This window comes from Microbacterium sp., assembly GCF_040394595.1.
Lineage (GTDB): Bacteria > Actinomycetota > Actinomycetes > Actinomycetales > Microbacteriaceae > Microbacterium.
Map to the genome: position 1 here is coordinate 110,396 of NZ_JBEBSA010000001.1, position 15,770 is coordinate 126,165.

Sequence of the window (15,770 nt, forward strand, 5' to 3'; positions counted from 1 at the left end):
ACGCGGCTCGCGCCGCCGGGGCTTGTGGCCCCGGGCCCCACGAGCTCCGTCCTAACGGACCGGAAGCGTGCGTGGCCGCCACGATTCGCGGCGGGCCTCGAACTGCGCGATCTTGTCTTCGTTGCGCAGCGTGAGCCCGATGTCATCGAGCCCTTCGAGGAGCCGCCACCTAGTGTAATCGTCGATCCCGATGGCGGTCTGGAAGCTGCCGATCGTGGCGGTGCGCGCGCTGAGGTCGACGGTGACGGACACGCCCGGATCGGCGTCGATCAGCTCCCAGATGCGCTCGATGTCGGCTTCGTCGACGGTCGCCGCGAGCAGTCCCTGCTTGCCCGAGTTGCCGCGGAAGATGTCGGCGAACCGCGAGCTCAGGACCACGCGGAAGCCGTAGTCGCGCAGCGCCCAGACCGCGTGCTCGCGGCTGGATCCGGTGCCGAAATCGGGGCCGGCGACCAGCACGCTGGCGCCTGCGAACGCGGGCTGGTTGAGCACGAACCCGGGGTCCTGGCGCCAGCCGTGGAACAGCGCGTCCTCGAAGCCCGTCTTGGTGACCCTCTTGAGGAACACGGCGGGGATGATCTGGTCGGTGTCGACGTTGGAGCGCTTCAGCGGAGCCGCGATACCGGTGTGGGTGGTGAACTTCTCCATGGTCAGGCCTCCTCGACCAGGTCGCCGGGGCTGGACAGGGTGCCGCGGATGGCCGTCGCCGCGGCGACGAGCGGCGACACCAGGTGGGTGCGCCCGCCCTTGCCCTGGCGGCCCTCGAAGTTGCGGTTCGACGTCGACGCGCACCTCTCACCGGGGGCGAGCTGATCGGGGTTCATCCCCAGGCACATCGAACACCCGGCGAAGCGCCATTCCGCACCGAACTCGGTGACGATCCTGTCGATCCCCTCGGCCTCGGCCTCCAGGCGGACGCGTGCGGAGCCGGGGACCACCATCACGCGGACGCCGTCCGCCTTCTTCTTCCCCTCGATGATCGAGGCGAAGGCCCGCAGGTCCTCGATGCGGCTGTTCGTGCAGGAGCCCATGAACACCGCGTCGACCTTCACGTCCTTCAGCGGCGTCCCCGGCGTGAGGTCCATGTACTCCAGCGCGCGCTCCGCGGCGGCGCGCTCGTTCGCGTCGGTGATCGTCGCCGGATCCGGGACGTCGGCCGACAGCGAGCTGCCCTGTCCCGGGTTCGTCCCCCAGGTGACGAAGGGCTCGAGCCGGTCGGCGTCGATGAACACCTCTGCGTCGAAGACGGCGCCGTCGTCGGTGGGAAGCGTGCGCCAGTAGGCGACCGCCTCGTCCCACTCCTGCCCCTGCGGGGCGTGCGCCTTGCCCCGCACGTAGGCGAAGGTGGTCTCGTCCGGGGCCACCATGCCCGCTCGCGCACCGGCCTCGATCGACATGTTGCAGATCGTCATGCGGCCTTCCATCGACAGCGCGCGGATCGCGCTGCCGCGGTACTCGAGCACGTAGCCCTGGCCGCCGCCCGTGCCGATCTTGGCGATCACCGCGAGGATGATGTCCTTCGCCGTCACCCCCGGACGCAGCGTGCCCTCGACGTTGATCGCCATGGTCTTGAAGGGCTTCAGCGGCAGGGTCTGCGTGGCCATCACGTGCTCGACCTCGCTGGTGCCGATCCCGAAGGCCATCGCGCCGAAGGCGCCGTGGGTCGACGTGTGGGAGTCGCCGCAGACCACGGTGATCCCGGGCATCGTCAACCCCAGCTGGGGGCCGACCACGTGCACGATCCCCTGCTCGGCGTCGCCCAGGGAGTGCAGGCGCACGCCGAACTCCTCCGCGTTGCGGCGCAGGGTATCGATCTGTGTGCGGCTGGTGAGGTCGGCGATCGGCTTGTCGATGTCCAGCGTCGGCGTGTTGTGGTCCTCGGTGGCGATCGTCAGGTCGAGGCGGCGCAACGGGCGCCCCTCGGCGCGGAGGCCGTCGAACGCCTGCGGACTGGTCACCTCGTGCACGAGGTGCAGATCGATGTAGATGAGGTCGGGCTCGCCGTTCTCGCCCTTGACGACGAGGTGGTCGTCCCAGACCTTCTCGGCGAGGGTGCGCGGACGGTCGGCCGGTGCGGGGGTGGTCATGTGTCGCTGTCTCCTGTCTCGGCGTGCGGCCAGAACGGACTCCGCGACGAGAGAGGCCTAGCTGAACGAGGTCTCGTCGCGGCTGCTAAGGAGAAGCGCCTGCGCCTGCATGCCGGTCAGTTTACACGCGGCGGAAGGATGCTCCGCCGCGTGTGTCACTCCGACGCCGCCGGGATCGTCCGCTTCTTCTCCCGCGACGACGAGATGAGGCTCGCGACGGTGGCGACGAGCATCGAGGCGAAGATCACGCCGAGCGACACCCAGTTGTTGATGTCCGGGGCCCACTCGATCGGCTTGCCGCCGTTGATGAAGGGCAGCTCGTTCTCGTGCATCGCGTGCAGCACGAGCTTGACGCCGATGAACCCGAGGATGAAGGCGACGCCGTAGTGCAGGTACTTGAGCTTCTCGAGCAGGTCCCCGAGCAGGAAGTAGAGCTGGCGGAGACCCATCAGTGCGAAGAGGTTCGCCGTGAAGACGATGAACGGGTTCTGCGTGACCCCGTAGATCGCGGGGATCGAGTCGACGGCGAACATCAGGTCGGTGACGCCGATCGACACGAAGACGATGAGCATCGGCGTCCACATCTTCTTCCCGTCGACCACGGTGCGGAGCTTCGAGCCGTCGTAGTCGTCGCTGATGTCGATGCCGCGGCGCAGCATGCGGATGATGAAGTTCTCGGTCTGTGCGTCGTCGCCCTGTTTCTCCGGCATCGCCTGCCGGATCGCGGTGAAGACGAGGAAGGCGCCGAAGACGTAGAAGATGGGGCTGAGGTGCTCGACGGCGGCGCCGACGATCAGGATGAAGATCGCCCGCAGCACGAGGGCGATGATGATGCCCACCATCAGCACCTCCTGCTGATAGCGGCGCGGCACGGAGAACTGGGCCATGATCAGGACGAAGACGAACAGGTTGTCGATCGACAGGCTGTACTCCATCGCCCAGCCGGTGACGAAGTCGACCGCCGTCTTCGAGTCGCCCACCACCAGCAGGATCCCCGCGAACAGCAGCGCGAGCGCCACGTAGAACACCACCCAGAGGGTGGATTCCTTCGTCGACGGGATGTGCGGCCGCTTCAGGATGAGCAGCAGATCGCCGATGAGGATCAGGGTGAGGACCACCAGGGAGGTGACCTCGAACCAGACGGGGATGTTCACGGAGAGAGCGCCTTTCGCAAGGGTCGGTCGAAACCGAAAGTCTCTCCCCCGCGCCGGAGCGCGGTGCGCGCCCGGAGCAGCGGTGACGGTGCTCGTGATGACGGACGCGCGATGACGGGATACTCCCTCTCGCAGCATCCATGATCGCACACGGAAACGCGTCATGCAGAATGGAACGCGTGACAGAGACGCCCCCCGCGCCTTCGGCGCCCGCCACTGCTCGTACCGACAAGCGCGCCCGCAACCCCTGGGCGAGCGCGATCGGCTCCCTGATCTTCGTGAGCCGGTGGCTGCAGGCCCCCCTCTACCTCGGCCTCATCGTGGCCCAGGGCATCTATGTCGTCGTGTTCATGATCGAGCTCTGGCACCTCGTCGAGAAGGTCTTCTCCGGCGAGCAGCTCAACGAGAGCCAGATCATGCTGGCCGTCCTCGGGCTGATCGACGTCGTCATGATCGCGAACCTGCTGATCATGGTGATCATCGGCGGGTATGAGACCTTCGTCTCCCGCATCGACGTGAAAGACCATCCCGATCAGCCGGAGTGGCTCTCGCACGTCAACGCGAACGTGCTCAAGGTCAAGCTCGCGATGGCGATCATCGGCATCTCGTCGATCCATCTGCTCAAGACGTTCATCGAGGTGGGCGGGATGAGCGCGGAGGGCGTCACCCGCGGCTACTCGCCGACGGGCGTGCTCTGGCAGGTGATCATCCACGTGGTGTTCATTCTCTCCGCGCTCGCGCTCGCCTGGATCGACAAGATGTCGCATACCGCGCCGAAGCACGACGACGAGCACTGACCCGACAACCTCGATCCCCGGATTTTCGCGGTATACAAGAACTCTTGTGGGATTGTCGGACCGCGCATAGCGTGACGGCGTGGAACAGATCTCCGTCATCGCCGCCGTGCACCATCCGCTGCGCCGGCGCATCTTCGACCATCTGCTGGTGCACGGCCCATGCCAGGTCGGCGCCATCGCGCGGGCCCTCGACGTGCAGGTGGGGAGCATCAGCCATCACCTGCGGATGCTCCAGCGGTCGGAGGTGGTCGAGCATGTCGACGACCCCTCAGGCGATCGGCGGACGAGCTGGTGGCGACTGCGCCGCCGGTCGTTCACCTGGGCGGAGACGGACTTCGCCTCACCTGCGGATCGCCTGCTCGCGCGGGAGGCGCAGCGCGCCAACATCCGCCACCAGATCGACCTCCTGCAGCGGTGGAACCGCATCTCGCGGGACAGCGAGGTCGAGGCCTTCAGCACCGACTCGCTGAAGCGGGCCACCCCCGCCGAGCTCGCCGACCTCGGTGCGCGGCTGAACGCACTGCTGGACGACTGGGGCGCGGGCATCGACGAGGACGACGGCCAGGACCGCATCCCCGTGTTCTTCTTCGCGCACGGCTTCCCCGCCGATGTCTGAGCCGACGACGTCCGAGGCGCCGCGCCTCCTGCGCACTCCCCCGCCGTTCGGACGGGACAGGATGGTCCACGCCTGGATCGGCGTGATCGGCCTCGCCAACGCGGGAGACGCCATCTGGAGCATCGCCCTGTCCTGGACCGCGGTGCAGATCGCCTCCCCCGCCGTCGCGGGACTCGTGGTGGCCGCCGGGGCCGTGCCCCGTGCCGCGATCCTGCTCTTCGGCGGGGCGCTGGCCGACCGCGCGGACGCGCGGCGGGTGATGATCCTCTTCAACGCGCTGAGGATCCTCGTGCTCGTCGGCACGGCGGGGTGGGTGCTCGCGCACCCGCCGACGGTGCCGATGCTCGCGATCGCGGCGGTCGCGTTCGGCGTGTGCGACGCCCTCTACTCCCCCTCCGCGGCGACGCTCTCCCGTCAGCTCGTCCGCACCGAGGATCTGCCGCGCTACGGCGCCGCAGCGCAGGTGTCCTGGCGACTCGGCACCATGGGCGGCGCGGCGGTGGGCGGCTTCCTCGTAGCTCACAGCGGCCTGGCCGGGGGCGCTGCCGTGGACACGATCACCTTCGCCCTGCTCATCGCCTTCCTCGCGATCTGGCTGCGTCCGCGGTTCGCGCTCCCCCGCACGGAACGAGAGCCCGTGCTCCGCGGCATCGGGAAGGGATTCGCGCACCTCCGGGCGGCGGCGCTGACGCGCACGCTCATCCTCTCCCTCCTCGGCCTCAACCTCGCGGTGGGGCCCGCCGTCGGGATCGGCATCGCCCTGCGTGCGACCGCGGAGGGTTGGGGCGCCGGCGCCGTCGGCCTCTTCGAGGGGCTCCTCGCCGCTGGCGCCGCGCTGGGCTCTCTCTCCGTGCTGCGACTGCGTCCGCGACGCGAGGCACGCGCCGGCTTCATCGCCCTGATGGTGCAAGGCCTCTGCATCGTGATGCTGGGACTCGGCCCCGCGTGGGTCACTGGCACCGCCAGCCTCGTGCTGGGCGTGACCGCCGGCTTCGCCTCGGTGATGCTCGGCTCGACGTTCACCGCGATGGTCGACGCCGCCTACCTGGGCCGGATGAGCGCGATCACACAGCTCGGCGACGACTGCCTGATGCCCGCCGCGATGGCGCTCTTCGGCGCGCTCGCGACCATCGCACCGCTCTGGGTCGCCTTCGCGGTCTTCGGGGGCGGGATGATCCTGATGATGCTGGTGCCGCTGCGCAACCCGCGCATCCGCGCCCTCAGCCTCCGCGCGGGCTCCGGACCTTCCGATTCATAGCCCGATCCCAGCCGCCTGTCATCCTTCTGTCACCCGACTGCCGATAGCGTGACCGGATCGGTCCTCCCGACGGGCCGGAGAGGACCGGTCGATGAGCGCACGAGATCAGCACTCGGAATCCCCCCTGCTGCCCTGGCCGGGCTCGCGCCGTTCGCTCCGGCTCGCCGTCTCCGCATCGGTTCTCGGCATCGCCGCCGTCCTGGTGACCGGACTGCTGATCCGCGGCGATGCGCGGGAGCTGCCCGTCGACCTCGCGCTCAACGCACAGCACACGCCGCTGTGGGATGCGCTCGCCGACCTCGTCGCGACCGCCTTCGGCCCCGCATCCGCCGTGGTCATCGGTGTGCTCTTCGCCGCCGTCGTCGCGTTCGCCAGGAGAAGTGCGGCGGCGGGCCTCGCCGCCGGTCTGGCCGTGGGCCTCAGCTGGGCCGGAACCGGCGTGCTCAAGCTCATCGTCGCGCGGCCCCGGCCCGGCTGGTCGGCCGCGGTGCACCGCGTCGGCGCTCCGGAGACGGATCCGTCGTTCCCGAGCGGACACGTCGCGTTCGTCGCGTCTCTGGCCGTCGCCGCCGTGCTGCTCACGTGGAGGACGAGGGCCCGATGGTGGACGCTCATCGCCGGCGCCGTCCTCACGATCGGCGTCGGCCTGTCCCGGATGTACACCGTCGTGCACTATCCGTCGGATGTCGTGGCCGCCATGCTCTGCGGCGTCTTCGGCGTGGTCCTCGCCTTCGCCGTGATCGACGCCCTCGCCGCGCGCACCGACGTCGCCGCCCGCATCGACGAGTTCCTCCCCCTCCGCGGACGCCGCGCCGCCGCGCACGGCTGAGGATGCCGCGAACCATCCACACCCTTCCGGAGGACGCCGCGACTCGCCCTAGACTCGCGGGATGAGCAGCGCCGCTTCGACGCCCACCCGCACGGTCCCCGCCGGGCGCGACCTGACCCTGGACCTCGTCCGTGTGGCCTGCGTGGTGCTCGTCGTCTTCGCCCACATCCTGTTCAGCGGTGTCGGGAGGGGTGCCGATGGATCGATCCTCATCGAGCGCACTGTGGAGAAGCAGACCTGGTTCGACGTCGCGAGCTGGATCGCCGACATCATGCCGCTGTTCTTCGTCGTCGGAGGCTTCGCCGCGCGGGCCGGATGGCGTTCCGCGGTTCGCAAGGGCGGGACCGCCGACGACTTCGTCCGCGTGCGCCTGGCGAGGCTCGCCCGGCCGGCTCTGCCGCTCTTCGCCTTCTTCGCGGTGGCCATCGGAGCGACGAGGCTCCTGGGGGTCGACCCCGCGCTCGTCGACACCGTGGCGATCGGAGTCGGATCACCGCTCTGGTTCCTCGCCGCCTATGTCCTCGCGCAGGCGCTCGCTCCGCAGATGATGCGCTGGCACGAACGGTACGGAGCTCGGGTGCTGCTGGTGCTCCTCGTCGGAGCGGTCCTCGTCGATGCCGTGCGCTTCGGCGTCGTCCGCGGAGTGCTGGACGTGCATTCGCTGCCGGCCGACCGCTATGGCGTCGGTGAGGAGCTGTTCGGGATCCCCAACGTGCTCTTCGTCTGGCTGTTCGCGCAGCAGGTCGGGTTCTTCCTCTACGACGGCTGGTTCCGCGAGAGATCCGCCTGGCAGCTCGTCGCCATCGCGCTCGGCGTCGCCGCCGTGGCCGTGTTCTCGGTGCCCCTCGTGGGCTACTCCTGGAACATGCTCGCCAACCAGTGGCCGCCGACGGTGCCGATGGCGCTCTTCGCCGTCGTCCAGGCGGCGATCCTGACGCTGCTCCACCGGCCCCTGACGGCGCTGACCCGGATGAAGCCGGTCCGCGGAGCGATGTTCGTGATCGGCTCGCGACTCATGACGGTGTACCTCTGGCATCTCCCGATGGTCATGGTGCTCATCGGCATCGAGCTGCTCCTCCCCGTCCCCATGCCGTATCCGGGCGGGGCCGTCTGGTGGTGGACGCGAGTGCCGTTCCTGATCCTGGTCCTCGTCGCCGTCTGGCTGATCTCCCTCCCGCTCGGACGCTTCGAGAGGCTGCCTCCGATGGGCGCGACCCGGTTCCCCGGCGCGACGCCGCTCGCCGTGGTGGTCTTCGCCCTCCCCGCGCTGGCGATCACCGCCTACGGCCTGGACCTGCCTCTCGCCATCGCGGGACTGGTCGGCGCGGTCGCCGCGCTCTGGCTGACCGGCGGCTTCGGGGCGAAGCGCCGAACGGAATGACGGGCACGGCATCGGACGTCTCCGCCCCGGGACGAGGAGGACGCCGTCTCCCGCCCACCCGGAAACGAGAAAACCCCCGGGATGAACCGGGGGTTTTCTCGTGTTGTGACCCCAGCGGGATTCGAACCCGCGTTACCGCCGTGAGAGGGCGGCGTACTAGGCCGCTATACGATGGGGCCGTCCGGCCTTCTTCAGGCCGTCCTTGCAACCGTTCAAGTATGCCACGGTCATTCGCGTGCGTCCAAATCGAGGCCGCCTCGGCGCGGATCACGGGCGTGTCGCGCAGCTGCACGCGGTTTGCGGACCGCTCCCGCGAGGAGTTGACTCGAGGCATGCGCGTCACGAAGTTCGAACATGCCGCTCTCCGCATCGACAAGGGCGGCGAATCGCTCCTGGTCGATCCGGGATCCTTCACTTCCCCGATCGAGGACCTCCGCAGCGTGGTGGCGGTCGTGCTCACCCATGAGCACCCCGACCACTGGACCCCGGCGCACCTCGACGCGGTGCTGCGAGCAGCCCCGGGCACGCCGGTCTTCGCCCCGGAGGGCGTCGCCCGCGCCGCCGAGGGGTACGAGATCACCGTCGTCCACCCCGGAGACACGGTACGCGCCGGCGGGTTCACGCTGAGGTTCTTCGGCGGGTCCCACGAGATCATCCACTCATCGATCCCGCGGATCGAGAACGTCGGGGTGCTCGTCGACGATGAGCTCTACTACCCGGGCGACTCCTACGCCGTCCCCGAAGGCGTCGACGTCGGTACGCTCGCGGCGCCGCTCGGTGCGCCCTGGCTGCGCATCGGCGACGCGATCGACTTCGTCCTCGCGGTCGCCCCGCGACGCGCCTTCGGCACCCATGACATGACGCTCTCCGTCATCGGGCGCACCATGCATCGTCAGCGACTCCAGTGGGCCGTCGAGCAGGGAGGCGGAGAATTCATCGCCCTCGAGCCCGGCGGCTCCCTGGACCTCTGAGCTTCCGCCCGGCTCAGACCCCCGGCTGCGCCGCGCGCACCCGGAGGTCGCGGGCGAGGTGGTCCCGCTGCTCCACCACGATGCGCCGCAGCGCCGCGGGTGCCTCCGTGTGCGCCGCGAGCCAGGCGTCGACGGGTGCGAGCGAGTCCGAGGCGGGGAAGAGTCCGACCACCAGCCGCTGCGCCAGCTCGATGCTCCGCAGCGACCATGCCTCCGCGATCCGCGCGAAGTAGGCGTCGTCGAATCTCGAGATGAGGTCCCGACGGCCGCCGGCGCGGAACCCCGCGATCGTCGCGTCCAGATGGTCGTTGCTCAGGGTCGCGTCCGTCCAGGCCGCGTCCCAGGCCGCCGCACGGACGGAGGGCTCGGGCCGGGACGCGAGCGCCCTCAGCTGCGCGGTGAACCCGCTCGCCGTGTCGTCGTTCGCCAGCTCGGCAGCGATGTCCTGAGCACCGGCGTGCCCCGTCGCCGTGAGCGCGATGAGCAGCTCCCAGCGGAGGTCGGGGTCGAGCGGCAGCCCTTCCGGCGCGCTGCCGGCGAGCAGCGCACGGACCTCGGCCGCCCGGGAGTCGTCGAAGGCGGCGGCCGCGGCGAAGGCGCGGGCCCACGCCAGCTGCGCATCGCTCCCCGCGGCGGCGTTCCGCAGCGCATCGGCGCAGGCGTCGAGCCACGCGCGCCGTTCGCCGGAGCGCGATCCGTCCGCGACATAGTGCTGCACGGCGAACCCGGCGTTCAGCAGGAGGCCGGTGAGCAGCGTGATGTTACCCTCGGCCGCCGCATGGCCGCGGACGATCTCGAGGAACCTCCCGGCCGCGAGCTCGCCGTCCCGTGTCGCGTTCCACAACGATGCCCAGATGAGGCCGCGTGCGAGCGCGTCGTCGATCGACGAGAGCGCCTCCGCCGCGGCATTGACCGAGCGCTCGTCCAGCCGCGCCTTGGCGTAGGTGAGGTCTTCGTCGTTGATCAGCACGAGATCCGCGTTCGCGCGCTCGAAGGGGGTGCGCTCCCCCGCGACGTCCAGCTCGCTGCGGTCGCGCAGGACCAGTGCGCCGTCTCGCAGGTCGTAGCGCCCGACACGAAGACGGTGGGGACGCGGATCCGTCTGCACGATCACCTCTCCGCCGTCTTCCGCGGCCTCGAGTGAGAGGGTCGAGACCCCCGTGGTCTCCAGCCACGCCGCGGACCACGAGCGCACATCACGCCCCGAGGCCCGTTCGAGCTGCACGAGCAGGTCGTCGAGCGTGGTGTTGCCGTAGGCGTGCTCGGCGAAGTAGCGACGCGCTCCCTCGAAGAAGGCGTCCTCGCCGACGAAGGCGACGAGCTGCTTGAGAACAGCGGCGCCCTTGGCATAGGTGATGCCGTCGAAGTTGAGCTTCGCCGCCTCGAGGTCGGGGATGTCAGCCACGATGGGGTGCGTCGTCGGCAGCTGGTCCTGCGTGTACGCCCAGGCCTTGCGGCGGTTCGCGAACGCCACCCAGGCCTCCGAGAAGCGCGTCGCGGCGACCGAGGCGTGCGCGCCCATGTAGTCGGCGAAGGACTCCTTGAGCCACAGATCGTCCCACCACTTCATCGTCACGAGGTCGCCGAACCACATGTGGGCCATCTCGTGGAGGATCGTGTTCGCGCGTCCTTCCCGCTGCGCGTCGGTCGCCGCGCCGCGCGAGATGTAGGACTCGGTGAACGTCACCAGACCGGGGTTCTCCATCGCGCCGAGGTTGTACTCCGGAACGAAGATCTGGTCGTACTTGCCCCAGGGATAGGGGAACGCGAAGGCGTCGGTGAAGAAGTCGAGCCCCTGCTTCGTGACCTCGAGGATCTCCCCGGCCTCGAGGTAGCGCGCGAGCGAGGCACGGCAGAACAGCCCGAGCGGGACGACCTGGTCTCCGCGGCGCCACTCGTCGTCGATCCGCGCGTAGGGTCCCGCAGCGACGGCAGTGATGTAGCTGGAGATCGGCAGTGTCGGCGCGAACTCGACGCGCTGCATCCCGATCCCCTCGAAGACGTCCACGACGTGCTGGTTGGACAGCACGTGCCACCCGGCCGGGGCGGTCACGACGAAGGTGTAGGCCGCCTTCATGTCGGGCTGCTCGAAGCAGGCCATCACCCGGCGGGAGTCGGCCGGCTCGTACTGCGTGTAGAGGTACGTCTCCCCGTCGACCGGGTCGTGGAAGCGGTGCAGCCCCTCTCCCGAGCGGCTGTAGGCGCCCACTGCCTCGATGCGGACCTCGTTCGACGGCTGGAGGCCGTTCAGCCGGATGCGCGCGCCGTCGTAATCGACGTCATGGTCGGCCCCGTTGACGACCACCCTGTCGACCCGCTCTCCGATGAAGTCGACCCAGGTCTCCTGCGTCGATGCGTCGAACTCCAGGGTGGTGATCGTGCGGAATCCCGTCCGGGCGCGCTCAGGCGCACCCGTCAGGTCGAGCTCGACACGCGCCCGGCGGACGGTGATGCGGGTGGCGCGTTCGGCGGTCTCCTCCCTCGTGAGGTTCGCAGTGAGATTCGCGGTGGCGTTGGCAGACATGCCTCCATCGTGTCACGCGTTCGGATGCACCCGCCCGTTGCGAAGAGTTCTTCGCAATGACTATCCTTCGGAGATGGACCCCCGAGAACTGACCTCCGCTCAGCTCCGGGTGCTCTCGCACCCCAGTCGGATCGCGCTCCTCCGCCGCCTGCGCACCGGCGGCCCCGCGACATCGCGGATGCTCGGAAGGGAGTTCGGGATCGACTCCGGCGCCGCGAGCTACCACCTCCGCACGCTCGCGGCGGGGGGACTCATCCTCGAGGACCACGAACGCGGCACTCGCCGCGAGAGATGGTGGCGGGCGGCGGACGAGGTCTCCCAGTTCGACCCCGCGGCGCACGACGATGAGGACCTGTCCCGGCAATACGTCCGCGCCGCCGCCCTCGCACAGGCCGAAGAGCTCCATCGTGCCGCGATGACCGCCGGGACCGCGGAGCGGGCGTGGCTCGAGGACACCGTCTTCCTCGACGTCGCCCTCTCTCTCGACCCGCCGTCGCGGGCACGCCTGAAAGCGGAACTCCTCGCCGTGATCGCCCGCTACCGTCGCCCGGAAGGCGGCGCCTCCTCCCCCTCCACTGTCGTCCAGCTGCAGCTCTACGAACGACGATGAGCAGCGCGCTCCGCGGCGCCGCCCTCCGCTGGGTGATCGCCTACACCCTGGCCGTGCTCGGCGACGTCGCCTACTTCGTCGTCCTCACCTGGGTCGCCGCAGAGGCCGGCGGACCGGCCTGGTCCGGGACGATCCTGGCCGTCGGAGCGGTCCCCCGGCTGCTTCTGCTGCTCCTCGGCGGCGTGCTCGCCGACCGGGCCGATCCGCGCCGCATCGCCCTGTGGACCGATGCCGTGCGCGCCGCCACCCTGGTCGCCGCCGCCGCAATGGCTGCCGCCTCCGGCATCGCGCCCTGGTGGCTGATGATCGTCGCCGCGGTGTTCGGCGCGGCGGATGCGTGCTTCATCCCCGCGGTGGGGGCGATGCCCGTGCGACTGGTCCCCCGCGACCGTCTCGTCTCGTTGCAGGCCTGGCGGATCACGGGACTGCGGATCGCGAACACGCTCGGCCCCGCCGTCGGTGCCGCGCTCATCCTGCTCGGACCCGCACCGGCATTCGTCGCGATCGCCGCGCTGTTCGCGCTGTCCGTCGTGCTGTTGCGGAGCCTGCGACCTCGCGCCGGTGTGGATATCCCGAGGGCCGCCCCCGAGGAGGCTCCCGGTGCCGCGCGCCATCGGCGGCTCAGAGGTACCGGGCTGATGCCCCTGATCGTCGGCACGGCGCTCTCCGAGCTTCCGTTCTCCGGGCCCGTCGCGGCGGGCGTGGTCCTCCTGGCCAGGGAACGCGGCTGGAACGCCGCCAGCGCCGGCGCGATCCTCGTGACGTTCAGCGCCGTCGCCCTCGGGACGAGCGCGCTGCTGGCCTTCGTCCCGGTACGCCTCCTGGGCAGAGGCGCCGCGCTGGGCGCGCTGACGGCCACCGCGCTGCTGCTCCTCGCGCTCGGCGCCGCGCCTGCCGTAGCGCTCGCGATGGCCTGCGGCGGCAGCCTCGGGCTCACGACGGGTATCACGATGATCGTCTGCCAGGGTCAACTGCAGCGCGCCGCACCGCCGGAGCTCCTGGGCCGGATCACCGCCGTGCTCTCCGTGCTCACGCTCGGGCTCGGCCCGATCGCCTACGCCGCGACCGGGCTCATCGCCGACGCGGCGGGGATGTCGATGTTCTTCGCCATCGCGGGCGCGTTCGTGGCGGCCGCCGGCGTCCTCATCGCGTTCTGCCGCTTCCGGGCTCCCGACATGGCCATCCGGACCTGACGTGTCGTCAACGCGCAGGAACGGCGACGGCGTCGGCCCGCCGCAGAGCCTGTGCGAGGTCGGCGTACAGATCCTCGACGTTCTCCAGGCCGATCGAGAGCCGCACGATGTCCGCGCCGGGGCGGGCTTCAGGCGCCACGGGGCGATGAGTGAGCGCGGCCGGGTGCTGGATCAGCGAGTCGACGCCGCCGAGCGACACCGCGTGCGTGAACAGCCGCACCGCGCCGGTCAGCGCCTCGGCGGCCGGGTAGCCCCCGCGGAGACGGAGGGCGATCATCGCGCCGCTCCCCCGCATCTGGCGGTCGAGCAGCTCCTGCTCCCCGGGGCGGCGTCCGGGATAGAAGACCTCGGCGACCCCGTGGTGTTCCGCGAGCCGATCCGCCAGCGCCGCGGCGGCCGCCTGCTGGGCCGCCAGCCGGACAGGCAGCGTCGCGAGCCCCCGATGCAGCAGATAGGCCCCGAGCGGGTGGAGAAGGGCGCCGGTGATCGCCCGCACGCGACGCAGCCCTTCGGCGATCGGCTCGGAGCAGGCGATCACCCCCGCGATGACGTCTCCGTGCCCGCCGATGTACTTCGTCGCACTGTGCAGCGACATCGCCGCACCGAGGTCGAGGGGGTTCTGCAGCAGCGGCGTGGCGAAGGTGTTGTCGACGAGCACGGGCACCTCGCCGGCCTGAGCCACCACCGCGGCGATGTCGACGAGGTCGAGGGTGGGGTTCGCCGGCGTCTCCAGCACGACGACCCCCGTGTCGGAGCGGATCGCCGCCGCCACGCCTTCGGGATCGCAGAAGGTGGCCTCAGCGCCGAGGAGCGCCGAGTCGAGCAGGTGATCCGTGCCTCCGTAGAGCGGCCGCACCCCGACGACATGGCGCTTCCCCACCGCCTGCGTGTGAGCGAGGATCGCCGCGGTCATCGCGGCCATCCCCGAGGCGAATGCGACCGAGGCCTCAGCGTGCTCGAGCTCGGCGAGAGCCTCCTCGAAGCGGGCGACGGTCGGGTTCCAGAGTCGCGCGTAGACGTTGCCGCCGTCCGGCACCGGGTGCCCGCCCGTGGCCATCGACTCGTAGGAGTCGCCGCCGTGCAGGATGTCGGGAAGCGGATTGGTGGTCGAGAGGTCGATCGGAGCCGCGTGCACCCCCAGGGCGCCGAAGTCGGCACGCCCGGCGTGGACGGCGAGGGTCTCGGGGTGCAGCGGGAGGTCAGACATGGGCCCAGGATGTCCCATCGGGCAGCGAAAGGCCACTTCTCTTGCTCCTGAGAGACGCCGGCAGGCATGATGTTGTCTACCGAACAGGAATCCGGGAGGAGAAGGGCAGGAACTTGGCCGCAGCGCAGCACCCCTCGGTCGATGAGCTCGATCTGCGGATCGTCGCCGCTCTGGGCGAGCAGCCGGACGCCACCATCAAGGCGCTCGCCGCGCGGCTCGGCATCCCCGCCTCGACCGCCGCGTTCCGCCTCCGCTCCCTCCGCACGCGGGGCGTCGTCCTCGGCACGCGACTCGTACTCGACCCTTCGGCGCTCGGCCTCCCCGTGCAGGCGGTGATCCGCGTGCGCCTCGGCAACCACAGCAAGCCCGGGGTCGAGGCACTCTTCGACGACCTCACCGGGACGGACGGCGTCCTCCAGGTCTTCCACATCGCCGGAGCCGACGACTTCCTCGTGCATGTCGCCGTCGAGGACGCCGCCGCACTGCGCGACATCGTGCTCGAGCGGATCACCGTCCACGAGGTGGTGCGCGCGACGGAGACGCAGTTGGTGTTCGAGCGGCGGGAGGGGCGCGGTCTGCTCCGCGTCTGAGCCCGCCCCTTATCCCGCAGCGACCGCGGCCAGCCGGCGTCCGAGGAGCTGCCCGGGCCAGCCGTCCTCGTCGAAAGCGGCGATCCGCTCGTACCCGCAGGACTCATAGAACCGCACGAGGTCTCCGGTGCCGCCGCCGTAGCAGTCGACGCGCAGCCGATCGACACCCGCCGCCACCGCCCGCTCGTCCGCGAACGTCAGGAGCCGACGTCCGATGCCCCTGGCCCGCTGGTCTCGGCTCGCGAGCAGCAGCCGCACGTAGACCTCCGGCTCGGTCGCAGCCGGGACGTACTCCATGGCCTCGCCGAGCACGAGCACTCCGCACAGTCCCACATCGGGATGCTCTGCGACCCAGGCCTCCGGAAGGCCGCATGCCTCGGTCACCCGACCGATCTGCCGCTCCGAGGTCGACCACGGCTCGGTGCCCCATTGCCCCTGGTTTCCGATCGAGGCGAACCACTCGATGATCTCGTCGAAGAGGCGCAGCACCTCCGGCGCATCGGCCTCGGTCGCCCGCCTGATCACGATGCCGTCGATCATCCGTGGTCCTCTC

15 protein-coding genes and 1 tRNA gene are annotated in these 15,770 nt (G+C 70.2%); 9 read left to right on the forward strand and 7 right to left on the reverse strand.

Translation table 11 applies throughout. The features are described from left to right. Window positions 1-51 precede the first annotated feature (51 nt). The 3 genes from leuD to ABWO84_RS00580 all read right to left on the reverse strand — a co-directional run bounded on the left by leuD (window position 52) and on the right by ABWO84_RS00580 (window position 3,241). Window positions 52-648: a 3-isopropylmalate dehydratase small subunit gene (gene leuD, locus ABWO84_RS00570; protein WP_353111436.1), complete on the reverse strand. Its 597-nt coding sequence runs from the start codon at window positions 646-648 to the stop codon at window positions 52-54. 2 nt (window positions 649-650) lie between these two features. Further along, window positions 651-2,087 carry a 3-isopropylmalate dehydratase large subunit gene (gene leuC, locus ABWO84_RS00575; RefSeq protein ID WP_353111438.1) on the reverse strand — a complete coding sequence of 479 codons (1,437 nt, stop codon included), beginning with the start codon at window positions 2,085-2,087 and terminating at the stop codon, window positions 651-653. Between the two features lie 155 nt (window positions 2,088-2,242). After that, window positions 2,243-3,241 (reverse strand): TerC/Alx family metal homeostasis membrane protein, encoded by a 999-nt coding sequence (locus ABWO84_RS00580; protein WP_353111440.1) that lies wholly within the window; start codon window positions 3,239-3,241, stop codon window positions 2,243-2,245. A gap of 179 nt (window positions 3,242-3,420) precedes the next feature. On the opposite strand from ABWO84_RS00580, the gene ABWO84_RS00585 reads away from it, so the two are divergent. The 5 genes from ABWO84_RS00585 to ABWO84_RS00605 all read left to right on the forward strand — a co-directional run bounded on the left by ABWO84_RS00585 (window position 3,421) and on the right by ABWO84_RS00605 (window position 8,122). Further along, the gene (locus tag ABWO84_RS00585; RefSeq protein ID WP_353111442.1) at window positions 3,421-4,038 is read left to right on the forward strand and encodes a TIGR00645 family protein; all 618 of its coding nucleotides are present in this window, start codon (window positions 3,421-3,423) and stop codon (window positions 4,036-4,038) included. Window positions 4,039-4,117: 79 nt separating this feature from the next. Then, entirely contained in the window at window positions 4,118-4,654 is a 537-nt protein-coding gene (locus tag ABWO84_RS00590) for a helix-turn-helix domain-containing protein (protein WP_353111444.1), read from the forward strand. Beyond that, complete coding sequence (locus ABWO84_RS00595; RefSeq protein WP_353111446.1) at window positions 4,647-5,912, forward strand: MFS transporter; 1,266 nt, start codon at window positions 4,647-4,649, stop codon at window positions 5,910-5,912. Before ABWO84_RS00590 ends, ABWO84_RS00595 begins: the two co-directional genes overlap by 8 nt. Before the next feature lie 91 nt (window positions 5,913-6,003). After that, the gene (locus ABWO84_RS00600) at window positions 6,004-6,741 is read left to right on the forward strand and encodes a phosphatase PAP2 family protein (RefSeq protein WP_353111448.1); all 738 of its coding nucleotides are present in this window, start codon (window positions 6,004-6,006) and stop codon (window positions 6,739-6,741) included. Window positions 6,742-6,802: 61 nt separating this feature from the next. Next, window positions 6,803-8,122 (forward strand): acyltransferase family protein, encoded by a 1,320-nt coding sequence (locus tag ABWO84_RS00605; protein ID WP_353111450.1) that lies wholly within the window; start codon window positions 6,803-6,805, stop codon window positions 8,120-8,122. 106 nt (window positions 8,123-8,228) lie between these two features. Here the strand turns inward: ABWO84_RS00605 and ABWO84_RS00610 are convergent. Then, window positions 8,229-8,301 (reverse strand) — tRNA-Glu (locus ABWO84_RS00610). A 153-nt stretch (window positions 8,302-8,454) separates the two neighbouring features. Between ABWO84_RS00610 and ABWO84_RS00615 the strand changes: the two genes are divergently transcribed. Beyond that, window positions 8,455-9,093 (forward strand): MBL fold metallo-hydrolase, encoded by a 639-nt coding sequence (locus tag ABWO84_RS00615; RefSeq protein ID WP_353111452.1) that lies wholly within the window; start codon window positions 8,455-8,457, stop codon window positions 9,091-9,093. A gap of 13 nt (window positions 9,094-9,106) precedes the next feature. Here the strand turns inward: ABWO84_RS00615 and pepN are convergent, their stop codons facing one another. Continuing rightward, entirely contained in the window at window positions 9,107-11,617 is a 2,511-nt protein-coding gene (gene pepN, locus ABWO84_RS00620) for an aminopeptidase N (protein WP_353111454.1), read from the reverse strand. Between the two features lie 73 nt (window positions 11,618-11,690). On the opposite strand from pepN, the gene ABWO84_RS00625 reads away from it, so the two are divergent. Both ABWO84_RS00625 and ABWO84_RS00630 read left to right on the forward strand, forming a co-directional pair. Beyond that, window positions 11,691-12,227: a winged helix-turn-helix domain-containing protein gene (locus ABWO84_RS00625; RefSeq protein ID WP_353111456.1), complete on the forward strand. Its 537-nt coding sequence runs from the start codon at window positions 11,691-11,693 to the stop codon at window positions 12,225-12,227. Continuing rightward, window positions 12,224-13,420 carry an MFS transporter gene (locus ABWO84_RS00630; RefSeq protein WP_353111458.1) on the forward strand — a complete coding sequence of 399 codons (1,197 nt, stop codon included), beginning with the start codon at window positions 12,224-12,226 and terminating at the stop codon, window positions 13,418-13,420. The genes ABWO84_RS00625 and ABWO84_RS00630 overlap by 4 nt, the downstream gene beginning before the upstream one ends. Window positions 13,421-13,427: 7 nt before the next feature. On the opposite strand, the gene ABWO84_RS00635 is transcribed toward ABWO84_RS00630, so the two are convergent. Next, a complete protein-coding gene (locus tag ABWO84_RS00635; protein ID WP_353111460.1) occupies window positions 13,428-14,627 on the reverse strand; it encodes a trans-sulfuration enzyme family protein in 1,200 nt (399 codons plus the stop codon). A gap of 113 nt (window positions 14,628-14,740) precedes the next feature. Between ABWO84_RS00635 and ABWO84_RS00640 the strand changes: the two genes are divergently transcribed. Next, a complete protein-coding gene (locus ABWO84_RS00640) occupies window positions 14,741-15,217 on the forward strand; it encodes an Lrp/AsnC family transcriptional regulator (RefSeq protein WP_353111462.1) in 477 nt (158 codons plus the stop codon). 9 nt (window positions 15,218-15,226) lie between these two features. Here the strand turns inward: ABWO84_RS00640 and ABWO84_RS00645 are convergent, their stop codons facing one another. After that, window positions 15,227-15,757: a GNAT family N-acetyltransferase gene (locus ABWO84_RS00645; RefSeq protein WP_353111464.1), complete on the reverse strand. Its 531-nt coding sequence runs from the start codon at window positions 15,755-15,757 to the stop codon at window positions 15,227-15,229. Between the last annotated feature and the right edge of the window lie 13 nt (window positions 15,758-15,770).